Annotated in this window: 24 protein-coding genes and 1 tRNA gene; 8 read left to right on the top strand and 17 right to left on the bottom strand. The window is 28.9% G+C overall.

All coding sequences use genetic code 11. The features are described 5' to 3' along the window. Position 1: 1 nt before the first annotated feature. Positions 2–433 (bottom strand): ribose 5-phosphate isomerase B, encoded by a 432-nt coding sequence (rpiB, locus tag ACTTAU_RS05335; protein ID WP_438306246.1) that lies wholly within the window; start codon positions 431–433, stop codon positions 2–4. Further along, positions 429–1019 carry an aspartyl/asparaginyl beta-hydroxylase domain-containing protein gene (locus ACTTAU_RS05340; RefSeq protein ID WP_438304906.1) on the bottom strand — a complete coding sequence of 197 codons (591 nt, stop codon included), beginning with the start codon at positions 1017–1019 and terminating at the stop codon, positions 429–431. The genes rpiB and ACTTAU_RS05340 overlap by 5 nt, the downstream gene beginning before the upstream one ends. 67 nt (positions 1020–1086) lie before the next feature. On the opposite strand from ACTTAU_RS05340, the gene hemB reads away from it, so the two are divergent. Beyond that, entirely contained in the window at positions 1087–2076 is a 990-nt protein-coding gene (hemB, locus tag ACTTAU_RS05345; protein ID WP_438304904.1) for a porphobilinogen synthase, read from the top strand. Here hemB and recO read toward each other — a convergent pair whose 3' ends face one another. Genes recO through dapA form a run of 10 tightly spaced genes read right to left on the bottom strand, consistent with a single transcriptional unit; the run spans position 2077 to position 9394 of the window. Next, complete coding sequence (gene recO / locus ACTTAU_RS05350; protein ID WP_438304902.1) at positions 2077–2757, bottom strand: DNA repair protein RecO; 681 nt, start codon at positions 2755–2757, stop codon at positions 2077–2079. A gap of 3 nt (positions 2758–2760) precedes the next feature. Then, on the bottom strand, positions 2761–3423 hold the full coding sequence (rnc, locus tag ACTTAU_RS05355; protein WP_438304901.1) for a ribonuclease III: 663 nt from the start codon (positions 3421–3423) through the stop codon (positions 2761–2763). Beyond that, positions 3423–4157 carry a signal peptidase I gene (gene lepB / locus ACTTAU_RS05360; RefSeq protein WP_438304900.1) on the bottom strand — a complete coding sequence of 245 codons (735 nt, stop codon included), beginning with the start codon at positions 4155–4157 and terminating at the stop codon, positions 3423–3425. Before lepB ends, rnc begins: the two co-directional genes overlap by 1 nt. Beyond that, positions 4157–4543, bottom strand: coding sequence for a holo-ACP synthase (acpS, locus tag ACTTAU_RS05365; protein WP_438304898.1), 387 nt, complete (start codon positions 4541–4543; stop codon positions 4157–4159). The genes lepB and acpS overlap by 1 nt, the downstream gene beginning before the upstream one ends. Beyond that, positions 4543–5259, bottom strand: coding sequence for a pyridoxine 5'-phosphate synthase (locus tag ACTTAU_RS05370; protein ID WP_438304897.1), 717 nt, complete (start codon positions 5257–5259; stop codon positions 4543–4545). Before ACTTAU_RS05370 ends, acpS begins: the two co-directional genes overlap by 1 nt. Continuing rightward, positions 5256–5843, bottom strand: coding sequence for an orotate phosphoribosyltransferase (pyrE, locus tag ACTTAU_RS05375; RefSeq protein WP_438304895.1), 588 nt, complete (start codon positions 5841–5843; stop codon positions 5256–5258). Before pyrE ends, ACTTAU_RS05370 begins: the two co-directional genes overlap by 4 nt. Then, entirely contained in the window at positions 5800–7545 is a 1746-nt protein-coding gene (locus tag ACTTAU_RS05380; RefSeq protein WP_438304894.1) for a bifunctional (p)ppGpp synthetase/guanosine-3',5'-bis(diphosphate) 3'-pyrophosphohydrolase, read from the bottom strand. The genes pyrE and ACTTAU_RS05380 overlap by 44 nt, the downstream gene beginning before the upstream one ends. A 21-nt stretch (positions 7546–7566) precedes the next feature. Beyond that, positions 7567–8043 carry a 2-amino-4-hydroxy-6-hydroxymethyldihydropteridine diphosphokinase gene (folK, locus tag ACTTAU_RS05385; protein ID WP_438304892.1) on the bottom strand — a complete coding sequence of 159 codons (477 nt, stop codon included), beginning with the start codon at positions 8041–8043 and terminating at the stop codon, positions 7567–7569. Beyond that, positions 8043–8513: an SsrA-binding protein SmpB gene (smpB, locus tag ACTTAU_RS05390; protein ID WP_085114330.1), complete on the bottom strand. Its 471-nt coding sequence runs from the start codon at positions 8511–8513 to the stop codon at positions 8043–8045. The genes folK and smpB overlap by 1 nt, the downstream gene beginning before the upstream one ends. Then, on the bottom strand, positions 8513–9394 hold the full coding sequence (gene dapA / locus ACTTAU_RS05395; protein ID WP_438304890.1) for a 4-hydroxy-tetrahydrodipicolinate synthase: 882 nt from the start codon (positions 9392–9394) through the stop codon (positions 8513–8515). The genes smpB and dapA overlap by 1 nt, the downstream gene beginning before the upstream one ends. A gap of 42 nt (positions 9395–9436) precedes the next feature. Between dapA and ACTTAU_RS05400 the strand changes: the two genes are divergently transcribed. Next, complete coding sequence (locus ACTTAU_RS05400) at positions 9437–11656, top strand: lytic transglycosylase domain-containing protein (protein ID WP_438304888.1); 2220 nt, start codon at positions 9437–9439, stop codon at positions 11654–11656. Between the two features lie 2 nt (positions 11657–11658). Here ACTTAU_RS05400 and ACTTAU_RS05405 read toward each other — a convergent pair. Further along, positions 11659–11750, bottom strand: a tRNA-Ser gene (locus tag ACTTAU_RS05405). Between the two features lie 63 nt (positions 11751–11813). Between ACTTAU_RS05405 and ACTTAU_RS05410 the strand changes: the two genes are divergently transcribed. The 6 genes from ACTTAU_RS05410 to ACTTAU_RS05435 are packed head-to-tail and all read left to right on the top strand — an operon-like array spanning position 11814 to position 18475. Then, complete coding sequence (locus ACTTAU_RS05410; RefSeq protein WP_438304887.1) at positions 11814–13067, top strand: sarcosine oxidase subunit beta family protein; 1254 nt, start codon at positions 11814–11816, stop codon at positions 13065–13067. Then, positions 13068–13343: a sarcosine oxidase subunit delta gene (locus ACTTAU_RS05415; protein WP_438304886.1), complete on the top strand. Its 276-nt coding sequence runs from the start codon at positions 13068–13070 to the stop codon at positions 13341–13343. A 1-nt stretch (position 13344) separates the two neighbouring features. Beyond that, positions 13345–16350, top strand: coding sequence for a sarcosine oxidase subunit alpha family protein (locus ACTTAU_RS05420; RefSeq protein WP_438304885.1), 3006 nt, complete (start codon positions 13345–13347; stop codon positions 16348–16350). Beyond that, positions 16343–16900 (top strand): sarcosine oxidase subunit gamma, encoded by a 558-nt coding sequence (locus ACTTAU_RS05425; protein ID WP_438304883.1) that lies wholly within the window; start codon positions 16343–16345, stop codon positions 16898–16900. The genes ACTTAU_RS05420 and ACTTAU_RS05425 overlap by 8 nt, the downstream gene beginning before the upstream one ends. Positions 16901–16936: 36 nt before the next feature. Next, a complete protein-coding gene (locus ACTTAU_RS05430; RefSeq protein ID WP_438304880.1) occupies positions 16937–17704 on the top strand; it encodes a transporter substrate-binding domain-containing protein in 768 nt (255 codons plus the stop codon). A gap of 39 nt (positions 17705–17743) precedes the next feature. Beyond that, positions 17744–18475, top strand: a complete 732-nt coding sequence (locus ACTTAU_RS05435) for an amino acid ABC transporter permease (RefSeq protein WP_085114338.1) — start codon at positions 17744–17746, stop codon at positions 18473–18475. On the opposite strand, the gene ACTTAU_RS05440 is transcribed toward ACTTAU_RS05435, so the two are convergent. From ACTTAU_RS05440 to ACTTAU_RS05455, 4 genes are read right to left on the bottom strand one after another with little or no spacing between them, the layout of a single operon-like run. Then, positions 18472–18954: a thermonuclease family protein gene (locus ACTTAU_RS05440; RefSeq protein WP_438304878.1), complete on the bottom strand. Its 483-nt coding sequence runs from the start codon at positions 18952–18954 to the stop codon at positions 18472–18474. The genes ACTTAU_RS05435 and ACTTAU_RS05440 overlap by 4 nt on opposite strands. Then, the gene (locus ACTTAU_RS05445; protein WP_438304876.1) at positions 18917–20287 is read right to left on the bottom strand and encodes an MATE family efflux transporter; all 1371 of its coding nucleotides are present in this window, start codon (positions 20285–20287) and stop codon (positions 18917–18919) included. Before ACTTAU_RS05445 ends, ACTTAU_RS05440 begins: the two co-directional genes overlap by 38 nt. A gap of 9 nt (positions 20288–20296) precedes the next feature. Further along, entirely contained in the window at positions 20297–21205 is a 909-nt protein-coding gene (gene trhO / locus ACTTAU_RS05450) for an oxygen-dependent tRNA uridine(34) hydroxylase TrhO (RefSeq protein ID WP_438304875.1), read from the bottom strand. After that, entirely contained in the window at positions 21205–21855 is a 651-nt protein-coding gene (locus tag ACTTAU_RS05455; protein ID WP_438304873.1) for an O-methyltransferase, read from the bottom strand. The genes trhO and ACTTAU_RS05455 overlap by 1 nt, the downstream gene beginning before the upstream one ends. Positions 21856–21895: the final 40 nt, after the last annotated feature.

Raw genomic sequence — 21895 nt, forward strand, 5'->3', positions numbered from 1 at the left:
ACTATATTTTTTTAACTCTCTTTAAATGCCTACCATTTTCAAAAGGTGTACTTAAAAAAGTATTTATACACTTAAATGCTAATTCTTTTTTAATCAACCTTGAACCTAATGTAATGACATTTGAATTGTTATGCAATCTTGATAATTTTGTATTTTTTATTGAATAACAAAGTGCAGCTCTAATTTTTTTATGTCTATTTGCAGCCATAGACATTCCCATTCCTGATCCACAAACTAAAATACCAATATTTTTATTATTTAAACTAACTTTTTTACACAATTGGTGAGCAAAATTTGGATAATTTACAGACGTTGTAGAGTTGCTTGTGCCTAGATCAATGATGTTGATTTTATTTGAAAATTTTTTTTTTATTTGCTCTTTTAGTTTGAAACCAGCGTGATCAGAAGCAATGAAAACTTTTTTCAATTTAATTAAATTTATGATTTAGAACGCAAGCAACTAAATGAATTCTATTTTCTTCACCACCATTAAAAAAATTATGGTATTTTGTATTATTGGTTATCCAACAAGAACCATCAGCAGGCATATGTTTTGCAACATTGTCAATTACCATAATACATCCAGGGTTGGTTATAATTGGAATATGTAATCTTGGTTCAGGATCTCTATGCCAACTTAAAGTTGATCGAGGTTGTTTAAGCAAAATTCTTACTCTTCCTAGTTTATATTTTTTTGTCAGAGAATCAAAAACTTCCTTAAAATATGTATTTTTAAAATCTTCTATAAATTCTGAATATTTATCTTCTTCAATAGAAACATCTCTGGAAACTTCTTTTCCACTTGCATCTGGTTTTGTCCAAAAAACACCTCTGGCTTTATGACCTTTAATAGACTCAGGATCTCCTGGGATTTGTGTTAAAGAAATTGCACCAAAATTAGTCACTTCCTCAGGACTTTCAAAATTTTTAATCTTTATTACTTCTTTGTAAGCTTCTTGCAATTTATTGATATCAAACTTTAAATCTAGTTGCTGAAAATCGTCAAAATTTAAATTCATGATTTTTAATTACTCTTTTAAAATAAGATTTATATAATACATTTGTCGCATTTTATAAATTAATATTATGATCACAGGTAAATATCCATCTCTTAGACTAAGAAGAAATCGAAAATATGACTGGACAAGAAGACTTGTTCAAGAAAACACCTTAAGTTCAAATGATTTTATTTTGCCAATTTTCTTGATTGATGGAAAAAATAAAAAAGAAGCAATACCATCAATGCCTGATGTTTACAGATATTCAATAGATAGAATTTCTCAAATAATAGATAAAGCGATAAAAAATAAAGTTCCAATGGTGGCTCTGTTCCCAAAAACAAAAAAAATCAAAAAAAATGAACTTGGAACTGAGGCTCTTAATGAGAATAATTTAGTTTGTAGAGCTATTTTACAAATTAAGAAAAAATACAAAAATGAAATTGGCATCATGTGTGATGTTGCACTTGATCCTTATACATCACATGGACATGACGGTTTAATAAAATCAAATGAGATAATTAATGATGAAACTATTGAAGTTTTAATTAATCAATCTTTGCTACAAGCAAAGATGGGTTGCGATGTACTTGCACCATCAGACATGATGGATGGAAGAATTAAAAGAATTCGTTCTGCTCTAGATAAAGAAGGATTGAAAAATATTAATATTTTATCCTATGCAGCAAAATATGCTTCGAGTTATTATGGTCCTTTCCGAGATGCAGTGGGTTCTAAAGGTTCACTAAAGGGAGATAAAAAAACTTATCAAATGGATTTTAGAAATACTGATGAAGCTTTAAGAGAAATCTCTCTAGATATAAAAGAAGGTGCCGATATGGTAATGGTTAAACCTGGTATGCCCTATCTAGATATTATAAAATCTATTAAAGACAAATTTAAAATACCAGTATTTGCCTATCAAGTCTCAGGTGAATATAGTTTACTGTCTAATGCTATAAACAAAAACATTATTGATAAGAATGCTATTTATGAGAGCCTTATTGCATTTAAAAGAGCTGGTGCCAATGCGATAGTAACTTATTTCGCAGATAGATTAGACAAAATTTTAATTTAATTATTTTAAAGAATTTATAAACTGTTCTCTAGTCAAAGGGTGATTAATATTATTTGGTTTAAGAATTGTTTTATCCAAAAAATCTCCAACTAATTTAAGTCCATTTAAAAGATCATTTATATTTTCTTGGTTTTCATCTTTGTCTATCAAAAAATTTGGAACTAATTTTCTTTCAGTTGATGATTTAGCAAAATACACCGTTTTATTATCTAAAATTTCTTTATTAACCATTTGTTTAAGATCTAAATTGAAACCAAGAATACTTAAAAGTTTAAGCTCCCAAAAAATATATCTTTTTAACCAATCTGGCTCTTCTAAAATTTTATATAAATCATTTATTGATTTATATATGTCCTCATTTCTTTGAGAGTCTGCTGTTAAGATTTTTATCAAATTCATAGATGATGAAATGCAATTTAATTTTTTTGGATCATCAAAATAAATAGGAGTAAAGGCTTTAGAAATTTCAATTTTAAAATAACCAATTCTATTGACTGATTTAGAGTTATAATTTGTATAAAGTAAATTTCCAACTTGGAGATAATTCTTTATTTTTTTTGATGTTCCACCAAAAATTATACCAGAAACTTTCCCTCGTTCTTTTGTAAATATTTCTGTTATTATGGAATTTTCATTATACCTGTTTTTTGACAACAAAAATCCAGTATCATCCCAGTTCATAAATTACTGATTATTTTCCAAACAAATAATTGCTGCATTTTGCTCAGCATCTTTTTTTGATGTACCTTGACCAATATAGAATTTTGTATTTGGAAGTTTAACTGCTACTTTAAAAATTGGTTTGTGTCTTGGTCCAGTATTAGAAATTATCTTATATGTAGGTAGTTTTTTAAATTTCTTAAGAGAATATTCTTGTAATTTAGTTTTTGCATCTATCTGCGTAATAACGCTCTCTTTAATGTTTTTACTCCAAAAAGTTAAGATAAAATTTTCTACAGCCGTAAAGCCTTTATCTAAATATATAGCACCAATTAATGCTTCACAACAATCAGCAATAACTTTATCTTCAACTTTAATTTTTTTATTTTTAGGATTAAATGTTAGAATATATTTTTCTAAAGAAATATTATTAGCTATTTGAAGACATGTTTTTTTGTTAACCAAAGATGCAAATTTCTTATCTAAAATACCTTCCTTTTCATCAGGATAAATTTCTAAAAGTTTTTTTGCTATTATAAGTCCTAAAACTCTATCACCTAAAAATTCAATTTTTTCGTTATTATTGATTTTATCATAACTTTTGTGTGTTAATGATTTTACTAGAAGTTTTTTATCTTTAAATTTGTAGTTAATTTTTTTTTCTAAATTGAAATAATCTATTTTCATTAAATAATTTTCTTAAAAAATCTATTAAATCTAATAGATTTATGCCACTTCCAAAATGCAAAAAAACTACCGATTGATTTGTCAGAAGAAAAAAAAATAAATTGAGCTTTGCCAACAAGATTATCTTTATGAACATATCCGACACTTGATAAAAATCTACTATCTTTAGAACAATCTCTATTGTCTCCTAGGAAAAAATAATGATCTTTAGGAACAATAAATGGATCAGAATTATTGAATGGAAAATTTTTTAGATATACAGTTTTATGTGTCTTATTATTTGGTAATTTTTCCTCAAAAGTAAAAACATCTATTGTTCTATTGCCACAAAAAATTTTATCAGAAATTGATGTACGAGATTTTAATATTTCACTATTATTAATATAAAGATTTGTATCTATGAATTGAATTGTATCACCAGGCAAACCAATTAATCTTTTTATGTAATCAGTTCTGTTATCAGCTGGAGTTTTAAATACAACGACGTCCCCTCTTTTAGGTTCAGAAAACATTATTCTTTTATTTAGAATTGGGGGACTGAAAGGAAATGAATGCTTGCTATATCCATATGAGTATTTTGTAACAAAAAGTCTATCACCAACTAATAGCGTAGGCTCCATCGAGGATGACGGAATATAAAAGGGTTGTAATAATAAAGATCTTATAATTACCGCAATAATTAACGCATAAAAAAGAGTTTTTAAATTATCTATTATTACAGCTTTAGAAATCATTAAACTTTTTGAATAATTGTAAAAGCAACTGAGTAATCTTTTTCATCAGAAATTGAAAGAAACAATTCAAAATTATCAATTTTTTTTACCTTTTTAATAAATCTCTTAATTTTAATATTTTCTAAATAATATGGTTTCCCAAGATCATTATTAAGTACTTCCACATCTTTAAAATTTAAGCCATTTCTGAAGCCAGTTCCTAAAGCTTTTGCAAAAGATTCTTTTGCGGCAAATCTCTTTGAATAAAAATTTATTTTATTAGAAATATTTTTTGAATTTGAAATTTCCTTTTTACTAAATGTTCGATTAATGAATTTCTTATCTTTTACTAAATTTGCAAACCTCTTGTTATCGACTATATCAACACCAATACCAATTGTTTTCATTATTTAATAATTTTTTTGAATTTTTTTATGACATTTTTAATCCCATAAAAAATTGATTCACCAATAATAAAATGACCTATGTTGAATTCTTTTATTTCATTAATTTTTGATAAAATTTCTGTAGATTTATAATCCAGACCATGACCAGCATGTACTTCAAGTCCTATATTATCTGCTAATTTACAAGAAGATTTTATACGTGATAATTCATTTTTAAATTTTTTTTTTGATTTTACCAAGTTAGCAAATCGACCTGTATGAATTTCTATACACTCAGCTCCTAATTCTTTGGATAGAAGTATATCTTTTGAAGTTGGATTAATAAAAAGACTGGTTCTGATATTATTTTTTTTAAATAAATCTATAATTTTTTTAATCTTATATTTATTTTTTGATATGTTTAAACCACCTTCAGTAGTTATTTCCTTTCTGTTTTCCGGAACAATACAAATATAATTAGGTTTAATTCTTAAAGCATTATTAACTATTTCATCTTTTATAGAAATTTCTAAATTCACTAATAAATTTTTTATAGAACAGATTTTTTTTGCATCTAAATCTCTAATATGACGACGATCTTCTCTCAAATGAATTGTGATAGAGTCTGCTCCTTGTTTATTTACATATTTAGCAGCAAAAAATGGATCTGGATGAAATTCACCTCTCGCATTTCTTAGTGTTGCAATATGATCAATATTAACTCCCAACCTTTTCACTTTATAAATCTACTTCCTGGTTTTGTAATTGGAATTGAAGCTAATTCTTTTGGTAATTGATTTGATTTATATGTAGGAACATCAATTTTTAAATGTGAAATGATTTTTTGTTTTATTTTTAAAGTTTTTTTTGTTGATCTATCTATTATGGATGCAAATCCAACTAATTTTGCTTTTGATTTATTTATTAACTTTACACATTCTAAACTTGATTTACCTGTTGTAATTACATCTTCAATTATTAGAACTTTTGAATTTTTTTTAATAGCAAAACCTCTTCTAAGTTTAAATTTACCATTAACCCGTTCACAGAATATTGTTTCTTTTTTTAATAGTTTGCCAATTTCATATCCAATAACTACACCTCCCATTGCTGGTGCTAAGATTAAATCAATTTTTTTGAAATTTTTTTTAATTTTATTTGCAAGAGATTTACAAATCAAACTAGCTTTATTTGGAAAACTTAATAATTTTGCACATTGGATGTATTTTGGCGAATGAAGACCAGAAGATAAAACAAAATGACCCTCTAAAAGAGCATCAGTCTTTTTTAAAATACTTAAGGATTTTTTGAGTGAAAGCATTTCTTTTATCTTCGTGTCTAATTATCTTAAATTTTATACCTTTTTGCTTTAACTCCGCAATAAAATTAGTGAAATTTTTTAAATCTCTAATGATTAACTGGAATTTAAAATTTATATAATTTGGATTTTTACCAGCCATAACTAAATTTGAAATATTCAATTTGTGGTCACCTATCAATGAACTTATACTTCCCAATTGTCCTGGTTTGTCAGGTAATGATATCCATAATGTGGTATTGTATTTTTTAAGCTTTTCTTCTTTCTCTTCTCCTTTATCATGCCAATATCTTCTTATTGCAGCTCTTGCCTTACCTGTTTTAGTAACAGGTATCCAGTGAAGTGAGGGAGATTGATTTTTTGAGGTGATTATATTTACTGTATCTCCATTTCTAAGAATACTTTGCATTTCACTTTTATTACCATTTATCTCACAGCCAATAGCAGTATTTCCAATTTTAGTATGAACTGCATAAGCAAAATCAATTGGAGTAGCGTTTTTAGGTAATTTTATCACTGAGCCTTTAGGTGTAAAACAAAATACGTTTTCCTGAAACATTTGTAATTTTGTATATTCATAAGAGTGCTCAGGATTTTCATTTCTTTCAATAATCTCAACTAAGTCTTTTAACCAATCATATTCTTTCCATTGAAGAGAATTAAATTTCTCAGAAGATTTATAGTTCCAATGTGATGCTATTCCTCTTTCAGCAAAGTCATGCATATCATTTGTTCGAATTTGAATTTCAATTGGTTTTTTAAATGACCCAATTACAGATGTGTGAAGTGATTTGTATCCATTAATTTTTGGTGAAGAGATGTAATCTTTAAATTTTCCTGGTATGCAATTCCATTTTTTATGCAAAACTCCTAAACAATGATAACACTCGTCTATATTTTCTAAAATTATTCTGAATCCAATAATGTCAGTAATTTGTTCAAGTGAAACTCTTTTTTTTTGAACTTTTCTCCAAATTGAAAATGGTGTTTTTTGTCTACCATAAATTAAGGATTTAATATTATTTTCTGATAATAAATTTTGGATTTCTTTTGAAAGAGCCTCAAAAAGATCTTCTTTGTCTTGTTTAATTTCAGTTAATCTATTTTGAATAAGTTTTCTTGCATCATTATTTAATATTTCAAATGATAAATCTTCAAGTTCATCTCTTATTCTGTGCATTCCCATTCTATCAGCAAGGGGAGCATAAATTTCCATAGTTTCTTGTGCAATTCTCTTTCTTTTATCTTCTCGAGAAATTGATTTGATTGTCCTCATGTTGTGTAATCTATCTGCAAGCTTAACCAATAAAACCCTAATATCTTTTGATGTGGCTAAAATTAATTTTCTGAAATTTTCAGCTTTAGAATTAGCTGCAGCAGTATTTTCGAAAACTGAAATCTTTGTAACCCCCTCAACTAATTCAGCAACTTCCTCTCCAAATTCACCTTTGATTGTTTCGTAAGTTGCAAACGTATCCTCAATAGTGTCATGTAGTAAGCCTGTAGCAATAGTGGCTGAGTCTAATTTTAAGTCGGTGAGAATATTTGCTACCTCAATTGGATGCACAGAATAAGGATCGCCTGAAGCTCTTTTTTGATTACTATGAGCCTTTACCGCAAAATTATAAGCTTTATTTAAGCGTTCTAAATTAACAAACTTATTATAAATCTTAACTTTATTTATGAGGTCGTCAGAATTAAGCATATAATTTAATATAACATTAAATCACATTTGTTTAATAGTTGTAATATCTTTAATTGGTAAAGAAAAAATTAAATCTTTAACACTTTTTTTTGTTATTGGATGTATCCAATCTGGAGCTATTTCAAAAAGAGGTATTAATACAAAATTTCTTTTCGACATTCTTTTGTGAGGAATTATGATTTTATCTAAAAAAATTTTGTCTCTATAAGAAATTAGATCAATATCACAAGTACGGGGTGAATTCCTTGGACCTTTTTTTCGACCAAGTTTTTTTTCTATTAATTTGAAAATTTTGATTAATCTATCTGCAGAGAAATTTGTACTTGATTCAATTATTATATTTATGAATTTTGGATTAGAAGTATCCGGCCATGATAATGTCTCATAGTAACTTGATGATTTTAGAATATCAATACCATGAGATTTAAGTAGATATTTTGCATTTTCAATATTTTGAATTCTATTTCCTAAGTTAGAACCTAAGCCAATATATATCATTAACTTGATTTTCTTATGTATCTAGCTTTGTCACGATTCCAATCTCTATTCTTTTTAGCTGCTCTCTTATCGTATTGCTTTTTACCTTTGGCTACCGCGATTTCAATTTTTGCTTTTCCTTTTTTAAAATACATTTTAGTTGGAACAATTGTAAATCCATCTCTCTGCATTTTACCAATAAGTTTATTTATTTCTCTTTTATTGAGTAATAATTTTCTTTCATCCATTGGATTATGATTTGTCATACTTGCCTGTTTATATTGAGCAATATGAGAATTGATTAAAACAATCTCTCCATTTTTTTCAACAGCATAGGATTCAGCAATATTAACTTTACCTTCTCTTACTGATTTAATTTCTGAACCTTTTAAAACAATTCCTGCTTCTATAAGATCCTCAAAAAAATAATTAAAGCTTGCTTTTCTATTTAAACAAATAATCTTCAAACCAGGACTGGTTTTTTTTTTCATTAGACTAGTTTAGCTGTCTCTAGTGCTTTACTTACTATATTTTTTGTTTCGTCTGTCACTTTTACAAGTGGTAATCTAACAGCATCATCACACAAACCTAAAATTTTAGCTGCATATTTTACTGGACTTGGATTACTCTCAACAAACATAGAATAGTGCAATGGTTGTAAAACTTTATCTAAATTTTCAGCTTCCTTTTTTGATTGATCATCAGTCAGTAAAGATAAAGACTGAAAATCAGAACAAAGCTTAGGAGCTATATTGGCAGTTACACTAATTGCTCCAACCCCACCTCTTCGATTAAACTCTAAAGCATTATCATCATTTCCTGTTAATTGTATAAATTCATTTCCCATTGCTTTTAATTGTTGATCTACTCTATCTAGATCCCCTGTTGCATCTTTAACTCCAACAATGTTTTTTAATTCAAAAAGTCTAGCCATAGTTTCTACGGACATATCAATTACAGATCTTCCAGGTATATTGTAAATAATAATTGGCAATCCACATTTGTCATTAATGGCTTTATAATGTTGATACAGTCCTTCCTGAGTGGGTTTATTGTAATATGGGGTCACGATTAACGCTGCACTGGCACCTGCTTTTTCAGCATGAGATGTTAACGATATTGCTTCCTCAGTAGAATTTGAGCCTGTTCCAGCAATTACTGGTATTTTACCCTTACTTTCTTTTATACATAGATCAATAACTTGCTGATGCTCTTTATGACTAAGTGTTGGAGACTCACCTGTAGTGCCTGCTGGCACAAGTCCACTAGTCCCATTATTAAGATGAAAATGAATTAATTTGATATAACTATCAACATCAAGATTGTCGTCTTTAAATGGTGTTATTAACGCTACATTTGATCCTTTAAACATAAATACTTATAACATAAATTATTGATTCACATACTAAAGATTATGCCAAGAAAACTAACAACCATTCTTACAGCAGTTATATTTTTATTGATTACTAACAACTTTGCATTTTCTCAGAATAGTAAAATTATACCAATTAAGAAACCAATACTGACAGATGATGAAATTCAGAAAAAAATAATACTGAATATTTTAAAACCTCTTCCAAAACCAAATTTTAAAGAAAAACCTAAAGTTGTTGAAAAAATAACAAAAGATAAAAAATCTTTAAAACCAAAATATTTATTACCTAAAAAGAAACCATTAATAGCTGGTAAAAATACTAAACCTAGGATTGATAGGTCTAAATTTTATACTAAAAAGGATTTTTCATTTGCAAAAAAAGCGGTCGCAGAAATGAAAAAATCCAATTGGAGTAATGCATTAGGGGTAGCAAAAAAAGCTAAGGATAAATCAATATATAATTTTATTCAATGGAGACACCTTTTAACTAAAGGAAATAAAGCATCATTTTATGAATATCTAAATTTTATAAATTCAAACCCTGATTATCCAAGAATTGGTAGGATTAAATATTTAGCAGAACATAAGTTGTCTAATGAAAAAATTACACCAGGTAAAATTATAGATTGGTTTGGGGGTGAAGAGCCCTTAAGTGGTTATGGTAAAATGATCTTAGGTGAAAGCTATATTCTATCTGGCCAAGTAAACATTGGAAAAAAATTAATTAAAGATGGCTGGATAACTGCTGAATTAAGCAAAGCTGATTTGAGGTTTTTCAGAAAAAAATTTAAAAAATATCTTAATGCAGATGATTATATAAAAAGAGCAGATTATCTTGCTTGGGAAAATAAATACTGGGATTTAAAAAGAATATTGCGTTATTTACCTAAAGACTATGAACTTTTGTATAATGCCAGACAATTATTAATGAGTAAATCTTATGGTGTGGATCAAGCTATTAAAAATGTTCCTGTGCGATTTAAAAATGATGCAGGTTTAAATTTTGATCGTTTGAAATGGAGACGTAAAAGAGGTCGAGTAGATAGTTCAGCTGAAATATTATTAAAAGTTAAAAACACAAAAGATTATTTAGTGCGCCCTGAAAAATGGTGGAGAGAGAGAGAAATAATTTCAAGAGCATTAATTTATAAAAAGAAATATGAATTAGCCTATAAAATATCTAGCAACCACGCTTTAACCGAGGGGCCAGAATATGCTGCTGCAGAATGGATGAGTGGCTGGATTGCGTTAAGTTTTTTAGAGGACCCTTTATTATCTAAAGATCATTTTCAAAATTTTTATAATAATGTGAGCTATCCAATCAGCACATCAAGAGGTGCTTACTGGTTGGCACGATCTTATAAAGCACTTGGTGATAAAGAAAATTCAGATAAATGGTTTAACGAAGCATCTAAATATCTAACAACATACTATGGTCAACTTGCTTTTATGGAATTAAATCCTAATAAAACTTTTGAACTTCCAAAAGATATGGAAGTCGACAATAAATATAGAGAAAAATTTTACTCAAAGGAGTTGGTAAAAGTAGTTTATCTTTTAGATGAACTTAATGAAGATAAATACACAAAATTTATCCTAAGACATTTAGCAAACGAAAATATAGAAAATGGAAGTGAAGTTTTAGCGTCTGAACTTTCCACCAATATAGGAAGATTTGATTTTGCAATACAAATTGCAAAAATTGCTTCTTATGAAAGAAGATTTCATAATAAATATAACTATCCTATCATAAGTACACCAAAATTTATCAATGGAAGAAAAATTCCTGAAAGTGCATTTATATTATCAATTATTAGACAGGAAAGTGAATTTGATTTAAGTGCAAATAGTCATGCTGGAGCCAAAGGTTTAATGCAGTTAATGCCCTACACAGCAAAATTAGTTGCAAAACAAGCAAAGCTTCCTTATGTAAAATCCAGATTAACTACTGATCCTGAGTATAATATTAATTTAGGATCACATTACATCGCTGGTCTAATATTAAATTATGATGGTGCTTATCCGTTTGCAGTTGCAGCTTATAATGCTGGACCTAATAGAGTTAAGTATTGGAAAAAAATTAATAAAGATCCACAGAAAAAACAAATTGATTATGTTGATTGGATTGAATTAATTAAATTTAGAGAGACAAGAAATTACGTTCAAAGAGTATTAGAAAATTATAATGTCTATCGATATATTCTTGAGCAAAAACCAATTAAAATGATAGATTTTTTCAAGGACGATCCGTTATTCTAAAATGGCGGAAGAGGAGGGATTCGAACCCTCGGTACAAGTTTCCTCGCACGGTCATTTAGCAAACGACTGGTTTCAGCCTCTCACCCACTCTTCCTTATTTTGATACATTTGATTGTATTGAATATTGAATATTAATAAAGTAATTATTCAAAATTCTATGAAAAAAAAATATTCAATATTCTCTCTAATTAAAAATGCATTTTCTTATCATGAGAACTGGGAGAAAGCATGGAAAGATCCAACACCTAAAAAAGAATATGATGCTGTTATAGTTGGTGGTGGAGGTCATGGTTTAGCTACAGCTTATTACTTAGCTAAGAAACATGATATGAAAAATATTGCTGTAGTTGAAAAAGGTTGGATTGGTGGAGGAAATACTGGAAGGAACACCACTATTATTAGATCAAATTATTTATGGGATGCGAGTGCAGGCCTTTATGATCATGCGTTAAAAATTTGGGAAGGCTTATCTCAAGAGTTAAATTACAATGTAATGTTTAGTCAAAGAGGTGTAATGAATTTAGCTCACAATCTTCAAGATGTTAGAGATTTAAAAAGAAGAACACATGCAAATAGATTAAATGGTATTGATGCTGTGTATCTTTCAACCGAAGAGGTTAAAAAATTTTGTCCAATAATAAATACTTCACCAGATATACGATACCCTGTTTTAGGTGGAACATTACAAAGAAGAGCTGGTACAGCGAGACATGATGCTGTTGCCTGGGGTTATGCTAGAGGCGCAGATGAAATGGGTGTCGATATAATCCAAAATTGTGAAGTTAAAGGAATTAAAAGAAATGGTGATGCAGTTGAAGGATTGGAAACTACAAAAGGATTTATAAAAACAAAAAAGATTGGTGTTGTAGCAGCTGGACACTCAAGTGTGATTGCAAATATGGCTGGTATTAAACTTCCGTTAGAAAGTAAACCACTACAAGCTCTTGTATCAGAACCTGTAAAACCTATTATTAATACAGTAGTTATGTCTAATGCGGTGCATGCTTATGTAAGTCAATCAGATAAAGGTGAATTAGTAATTGGAGCTGGAACAGATGATTATGTTTCATATTCACAAAAAGGCAGCCATGATATTGTTGAAGGGACGTTAAATGCAATATTAGAACTTTATCCAATTTTTAGTAGGATGAGAATGTTAAGACAATGGGGTGGTATCGTTGATATCTGTCCTGATGCAAGTCCAATCATAAGTAAAACGATGATTAAAGGTTTGTATTTCAATTGTGGTTGGGGAACAGGAGGATTTAAAGCGACCCCTGGATCTGGAGATTTATTTGCATACACTATTGCAAATGATGAGCCTCACAAACTAAATGCTGCTTTTAATTTAAATAGATTTGTAAGTGGTGACCTTGTGGATGAGCATGGTGCTGCAGCTGTAGCTCACTAAATGTTTGTAATTAACTGTCCCTATTGCGGTGAAAGAGAGCAAAGTGAATTCAAAGCTGGTGGTGAAGCACATATAGAAAGACCCAAACAACCTACCGAACTTAGTGACGATGAATGGGCTGAATATCTTTTTATGAGAAAAAACATAAAAGGAGTTCAATACGAAAGATGGAACCATGCTCATGGTTGTAGAAAGTGGTTTAACATGGTTCGTGATACATCTAACGATGAAATAAAAGCAGTTTATAAAATGGGTGAAAAACCTCCTTCAGTTTAATATGTCAAAAAATCTAAGAATAAAAACTAGTAGATTTATTGATCAAACGTCTCGTATCTCATTTAAATTTAATAATAAAACTTATTATGGTTTCAAAGGAGATACTCTAGCCTCCGCATTATTAGCCAACAATGTCCATCTAGTTGGAAGAAGTTTCAAATACCATAGACCGAGAGGAATAATGACCGCTGGTTCAGAGGAGCCAAATGCAATTGTTCAAATTAATGATGGTACAGCATTAACTGAACCAAATGTGAGAGCTACAGAGGTTGAGATATATGAAGGTTTAGAAGCTTCAAGTCAAAATTGTTGGCCAAGTGTAAATTTTGATATTGGAGGAATTAATAATTTATTATCGCCTCTGTTACCTGCTGGATTTTACTACAAAACGTTCATGTGGCCAGCTAGCTTCTGGGAAAAATACGAATATTTCATAAGAAAATCTGCTGGACTAGGGAAGTCCCCTACTCAGCCTGATCCAGATATTTATGAACATCAATATGTTCATTGCGATGTGCTTGTAATTGGATCTGGAATTTCAGGTATCATGGCAGCAAAAACGGCTGCTAAAAATGGATTGAAAACTTTATTGATTGAAGAAAAACCGATTTTAGGTGGATCTACTATTTACAAAGAGGATAATGAGGTCTTTTTAGACAATGAAACACCGTCAAAATGGTTATCAAACCAAATAAATGATTTAGAAAAATTAGAAAACCTAGAAATTAAAACAAGAACAAGTGTTGCTGCCTATCATGGATATAATTATTTATTGGCGAGAGAAAATCTTACAGATCATCTGCCAATTCATGAGAGAAAAGATAAAATAAGACAAAAGTTATTAAAAATAAGAGCAAAAAAAGTTGTTACATCAACTGGAGCTCTCGAAAGACCATTGATCTTTAACAATAATGATAGACCAGGAATTTTATTAGCTTCAGCTTTAAAAAGATATGCAGATTTATTTGGTGTTGCATGTGGTGAAAAAAATATTCTATTTACTAATAATGATAGCGCTTATGAAACGGCTCTCTCCTTTATTGATAAAGGTATCAAATTAGAAGCTATTATAGACATTAGAGAAAATCCAAATTCTGAACTTGTTAAAAAAGTCGAGGAAAATCAAATTAAAATATTCAAAGGTTATACTTTAGTCGATACATCCGGATATAGAAGAATTAATAAAATCTCAATAATGCAACTTTCAAAAGATGGACAAAATGTTGTGGGAAATAAAATTGAAATCTCTTGTGATTGCTTAGGAATGTCTGGTGGATGGACACCAGCTGTACATTTATTTACCCAATCTGGTGGAAAACTTTCTTTTAGAGAAGAAGATCAAGTTTTTATTCCAAAAACTTATCCATCAAAACAAATCAGTATAGGCTCGTGCAATGGTGATTTTAGTTTGAACTCAATCATTAAAAATATACCTAATCAACTAAAAGAGTTTTTTGCAATCAGTTCAACAGAATTTGATAACTTAAAAATTAAAAGTAATGAAGATTTAACAAAAAGAAATATTTGGTTACTACCATCTGACAAAGTTATTGGAAAAACTAAACCTTTTGTTGACTATCAAAATGATGCAACAGCTAAAGATATAAAATTAGCTCTTAGAGAAGGATTTAGATCAATAGAACATGTAAAGAGATATACAACAACTGGAATGGGAACAGACCAAGGAAAACTTGGTAACATGCATGCTCTCGGAATCATTGCAGACACTGCTGGGGTCAAAATGGGAGAGCTTGGAACAACAACTTTTAGGCCACCATATACCCCTCTTACTTTTGGTACAATTGTTGGAAGAAATGTGGGTGAATTTTTTGATATTTTTAGGAAAACCCCTATGCATGATTGGCATGTACAAAATAATGCAGCATTTGAAAATGTTGGTCAGTGGAAAAGAGCTTGGTATTATCCAAAAGATAATGAAAACATGCATCAAGCAGTTCAAAGAGAAAGTAAGGCTGCAAGAGAAAGTGCAGGAATTTTAGATGCATCGACTTTAGGAAAAATTGATATTCAAGGAACAGATGCCTCAGAGTTTTTAAATCGTGTTTATACTAACGCATGGTCTAAACTTGCGATAGGAAAATGCAGATATGGTTTAATGTTGAATGAAGATGGAATGGTTTATGATGATGGAGTTACGACTAGACTAGATGAAAATCATTATATTATGACTACAACAACTGGGGGCGCAGCAAATGTTCTTGGAAAATTGGAAGACTACTTACAAACTGAATGGCCAGAACTAGATGTTCATTTAACTTCGGTTACTGACCATTATGCAACAGCAAGTATATGTGGTCCTAATAGTAAAAAAATACTGCAAAAAATAATTCCAAATATGGACTTATCTGATGAAAACTTTCCGCATATGTCTTTTAAAAATGCTGAAATTGATAATGTGAAATGTCGAATTATGAGAATAAGTTTTACCGGTGAGCATAGCTATGAAATTAACATTCCAGCAAGGTATGGAAAATCTCTGTGGGAAAAATGTATGGAGGCAGGTAAGGAATTTAATATTACACCATATGGAACTGAAACTATGCACCTACTTAGAGCTGAAAAGGGATTTATAATTGTTGGTCAAGATACGGATGCAACACTTACACCTATAGACCTTCAAATGGATTGGATTGTTAGCAAGAAAAAATATGACTTTATTGGTAAAAGATCATTATATAGATCTGACACTATAAGAGAAGATAGAAAACAATTAGTTGGACTACTGACTGATGATCCAAATGAAGTACTTGAAGAAGGTGCACAAATTGTTGCTGATACAAACAAAAAACCTATAGAAATGTTAGGCCATGTTACTTCAAGTTATTTCAGTCCAAACCTAAATAAATCAATTGCACTTGGAGTGGTTAGAGGTGGAAAAAAAATGTTGGGTCAAAAACTAATTATACCGATGGAAAACAAAAACATTAATGTGACAGTGTCAGATCCAGTTTTTTTAGATAAGGAGAATAAAAGATTAAATGCTTAATTTACAACCTGCAATAAACGATCAAAAAAAATTTTCAAATATTGAATTAAAAGAAATTTCTCCGATCAGAAAATTAATATTAAGAGGTAAGAGTAGAGAATTTATATCTGCAGTTGGAAAAGTAATTAATATATTGCTTCCAACAGAAGCTAATACCTCTTCATCTAATGGTGAAATAACTGTTGTTTGGCTTAGCCCAGATGAATGGTTAATTTTTTCTAATACCATTGATGACAAAGATTTTAATCAGATAGAGGAAAAATTAATTCAAAATATCAGTAAAACAAAATTAGGAGCTGTCATTGATGTCACTGACCAATTTGTAATGATAAGTTTATCTGGAAATAAGATATTTGATCTCTTTCAAACAGGATCTCCATTTAACTTTAATGAATTTAGAAATAAAAAAGGTGCAGCAACACAAACATTATTAGCTAAAATAGATGTAATTATTCAAAATAAAGATCAAAACGATGCAAATCTTTTTGTCAGAAGATCTTTTTCTAGACATTTATTTTCATGGATGAGCGATAGTGCGTCAAGATTATAGGTAATAATACAAATTCAAATAAGTTAGGGATAATATATGAAAAAACTATTATATGTTGTGCTTTTAGCACTTTTACCCTTTTCTCTAAACGCAGAATCGAATTTAGATAAAATTTTATCAACAGGTGTCTTAAAAGTTGGGACAACAGGAGACTGGGATCCTATGACAGTAAAAGATCCAGCAACAAATAAATATAAAGGTTTTGATATTGATGTAATGAATGAACTAGCCAATGACATGGGTGTAAAAGTAGAATTTGTTCCTGCAGAATGGAAAACTATTGTCTCCGGTATTACATCAGAAAGATATGATATTTCTACAAGTGTAACCAAAACCCCAAAAAGAGCTGAAGTAGCAGGATTTACTGACACCTATTATAAGTACGGTACTGTGCCATTGGTTCTTAAAAAGAATTTAAAAAAATTTTCAACATGGGATTCACTTAATAATTCTAATGTAACAATTGCAACTACATTGGGGACTTCACAAGAAGAAAAAGCTAAAGAGTTTTTTCCTAAATCAAAATTAAATTCTGTTGAAGCACCAGCGAGAGATTTTCAAGAGGTTTTGGCTGGTAGAGCAGATGGTAATATTACAAGTTCTACTGAGGCAAACAAATTAGTAATCAAATATCCACAGCTAGCTATAGTTCCTGATGGAGAAAAAAATCCTGCTTTTTTAGCGATGATGGTTCCTAAAGGTGATGAAAAATGGAATAATTATGTTAATCAATGGATAAAAAAGAAAAAATCATCAGGTTTTTTCACTAAGTTATTAGCTAAATACAATTTGAAAAGCTTATAATTAATTAACAATTAATTTTAATCATTTATAGATTAGTAAGTGAAAAAAATACTTTTTTTACTTCTATTATTTCCATTAACATCATGTGGTAAAAATGAACTTAATTGGTTAATTTTATCTCCAAATAATGTTGAGGGTTTAACTAATCTTAAATTTCTATTAAGTGGATTGACAACAACAATTTTCATTTCTGTTGTCTCAATAATAATTTCAATGATTTTAGGATTTATTGTTGCTGTACCATCTTTAGCAAAGAACAAGTATTTAACTTACATTAATGTTGGTTATGTGGAAATTGTTAGAGCAATACCATTGTTAGTCTTGATCCTGTGGATTTATTATGGATTACCTATTATGACAGGTATTAGCTTCAGTCCATTTGTATCTGGTATTATAGCTCTATCTATTAGCGAAAGTGCTTTTCAAGCAGAAATATTTAGAGCAGGAATAAATTCTATTAAAAAGGCTCAATGGGAAGCTGGTAGCTCTTTAGGTTTAGGTTTTTTAAGAAAATTAAGATTAGTTATTTTACCTCAGGCAATTAAAAACATCTTACCAGCAATTGGAAATCAATTTGTATATGTATTAAAAATGTCCTCGCTTGTGTCAATAATTGGTATAGGTGATTTAACAAGAAAAGCTAATGAGTTAGTCGTTACTACATATAGACCATTAGAAATATATACATTTTTGATTTTAGAATATTTAGTTTTAATTTTGATAGTTTCTTATTTTGTAAGAAAATTAGAAAAAAAATTGAAAAACGACTAATTTTTTTTTCTATATTCCCAAGGATATTCAAATGACATTGACCACATACCTTTATTATTATTTTTTGCAAATTCTTCATCTTTAACAAATTTATTTGAATATTTTCTGTAAGCAAAAGCATAGCCTTCTCTAACTAAATATCTTGATAAACTTAAATCACCCACAAAACATTCCGCTAATGTTCTTTTGTATCGATCTTTTCCTTCAGAAATGCAATTGACATCACGGTTATCAATAATTTTAACTAATAGATTTTTAGCTTCTAATCCACAAAAGAATATTTCTTTATTAGAAAGACAAGTTTGTTTTAATTCAGGCGTATCTATGCCGCTAAATCTAATTTTTTCACCATTAATATGGATTGTGTCACCATCTACTATCTTAATATCAGAGGATTTAGCATTACTAATTTCTAATAAAAATAAAAAGATTAAAGCTAGGCTAGAAACTAAAAAGAGGTTTTTTCTGATTAAATACATTATTTAAGAAATAACCAATAAATAGCAAAACAGCAATTCCCATTATCCAATTTGTAACCATAATTGTGTAAAATATATCTTCATAGTCTCCACCTCTGATATTAATTACATACCATAAACATAAAAAAGGAAATGCGGTTAATCTCAAGATGCTTATATAAAGACTATATAAAGGTTTTTTAACTGCTTGAAAAACTGCCGTTGTAATAAAAAAAGCTGGATAAATTGGTCCTATTAATGCAGCAACTTTTAGATAAATAATTCCATGTTTTATTGCTTCAGAATTGTCGGTAAACAAAGATACAAAAAATTCAGCACCAAAGAAAATAATCACACCTGCTAAAGCCATAAATGAAGATCCAAAAATTAATGCTTTAAAATAAAGTTCTCTAATTCTATTAAAAGCTTTTGCTCCAAAATTTTGACCACCGATAGATAAAACTGCTGTATTTAATCCAATAACGGGTAATAGAAAAACTTGTTCAATTCTTAATGCAGCGCCATAACCCGCAGTAGCTAAATCACCAAATTGACCAATAAAATATAAGATATTAAATATTCCAACTCCAATAAATAACATACTGAACATTATAGGGACTGATTGTTTAATTAATGAGATCAAATAGCTGTATTTAGGAATAAAGCATTGAATTTTTAAATATTTTTTTATTCTACAATTATTAACTTTATAAGCTAAATAAATTGTTCCAATTAATTGTGAAATAACAGTTGCAATAGCAAGCCCAGCAATTCCAAATGCTGGTATTATTCCATATCCCCAAATAAAAAGTGGATTTAAAAATATATTTAGAAAAAAACTAAAAATTAAAACATTTCTATAACTTTTTGTATCGCCCTGAGCATTCAAAGTTCCATTAAGTGAAATTTGTATAAGCACAATAAATGTTCCATAAAAAATTATGTCTAGATACTCTCTAGTTAAAAAAATCCCAGCCTCATCAGATCCCATTACTCCTAATAAAAAGTTAGACGCATTCAAACCGAATAGTGTTACCAAAATAGATATAAATAAAGCAAAAATTAATGATTGTGCAATATACATAGAAGCAACTTTATTTTTCTTTTCACCTAAAGAATTTCCAATTAAAGCATTTGTTCCAGCACCTACACCAACACCAACAGCAATAATTGTAAAATATATCGGAAATGATTTAGCTATAGCACCTATTGCTTCTGCTGAAATTTTACCAGCAAACCAAGTATCAACTAGATTGTAAAAAGTTTGAAATAGTGATCCAACACTTGCTGGAATAGTTACTTTTCTTAACAAGGACCAAATTGGATCTTTAGTTAGATTAATTGATTTAGACAAAATTACCTTTTATTTATATTCTTTTTGAAAAATGTGTTTTTGGCCAGATTTTTTAGCTTTATATATCTGACTTTGTCTCATTCTAAAACGAGATTTTTGTTCAGTTGTTAAATTATCATAACAACTTGGACATGAAACACCTTCTTCATATTTTTTAGATTTTCTATCTTTTGGAGAGATTGGCTTTCTGCATCCACTACACATTTTAAAAGTTCCACTTTTTAAACCATGTTTAAGACTTATTCGATTATCAAAAACAAAACACTCACCTTTCCATAAACTTTCTTCTTTTTTAATTTTTTGTAGATAATTTAAAATACCCCCATTTAATTGATATATGTTCTTAAAACCTTTCTTTTTTAAAAATACTGATGTTTTTTCGCATCTAATCCCACCTGTACAAAACATTGCAATAGGTTTATTTTTTTTTAATTTTTTTAGATATTTTGGAAAATCTCTGAAGTTATTAATATTTGGATTAATTGATTTTTTAAAAGTACCAACTTCGTATTCAAAAGGTTTTCTTGTATCGATTATATGTGTGTCTTTTTTTTTAATCAATTTATTCCATTCTCTTGGATCAAGATGAGTATTTAAATTTCTTTCTTTAGGATTTAAAGTTAAATTCATTGGAACTATCTCTTTTTTGATTTTAACTTTTGGCTTATGAAAGGGTTGAAATGAAGACTTTGATTTATTGTTATTATCAAATTTTTTAAATGAAAATAAGGATTGTAGTTTGTTAATTAAGATTAATATATTTTTTGATTTTCCAGATATTGTTCCGTTTAATCCTTCCTTTGCAATAATAATGGTTCCTCTTAAATTATTTTGGATCAATAATTTTTGTAAGATGTCCTTATTCTTTTTTAAAGAATTAATTTCTATGAATTTATAAAAGCCAAATACTTCAAACATTATAAAACTCTACAAACTGTCATTCCATCACCTAAAGGAAATATAAGTTGTTCTACTCTTTTGTCTTCAAGTATAAATTTGTTAAATTCTCTAATATTTATTGTAAATTTGTCATTATTTTTTTCATCTACTACTTCTCCGTGCCATAAAACATTATCAATAATAATCAAACCACCTTTTTTGATTAATTCTAAAGATTTTTCATAATAATTTTTGTAATTCATTTTATCAGCATCAATAAAAATCATATCAAACTTTTGATCTTTAAATTCACTTAAACTTTGAAGTGCAGGCTTAATAATTGTTTTTATTTTGTGATCTTGTTTGGCTTTTTTAAAAAAATCTAAAGCAACTTTATTAGTTTCTTGATTTTTATCCAAAGCGATAAGTTTTCCATCGTTGGGAAGTGCAAGAGAAATTGAGAGTGCACTTAGGCCTGTGAAAGTGCCAATTTCAAGTACATCTTTAATACCAGAAATTTTTATAATTAAATGTAAAAAGTGACATTGTGATATTGCAACTTGCATTCTCTTAATATCACCAAGTTTATTGTTATAATCTAATATTTCTTGCTGTATTGGATTTAACTTTAAACTAAAGTCATTTATGTACTTTTGAAGTTTTTCGCTAATTTCTAGGTTTGTACCCATGGCTTTTTAAGTCCTTTGTGTCTACCAATTTCACCACGAG

The organism is Candidatus Pelagibacter sp. HIMB1505 (assembly GCF_052047915.1).
In the GTDB taxonomy this organism is placed as follows: domain Bacteria; phylum Pseudomonadota; class Alphaproteobacteria; order Pelagibacterales; family Pelagibacteraceae; genus Pelagibacter; species Pelagibacter communis_A.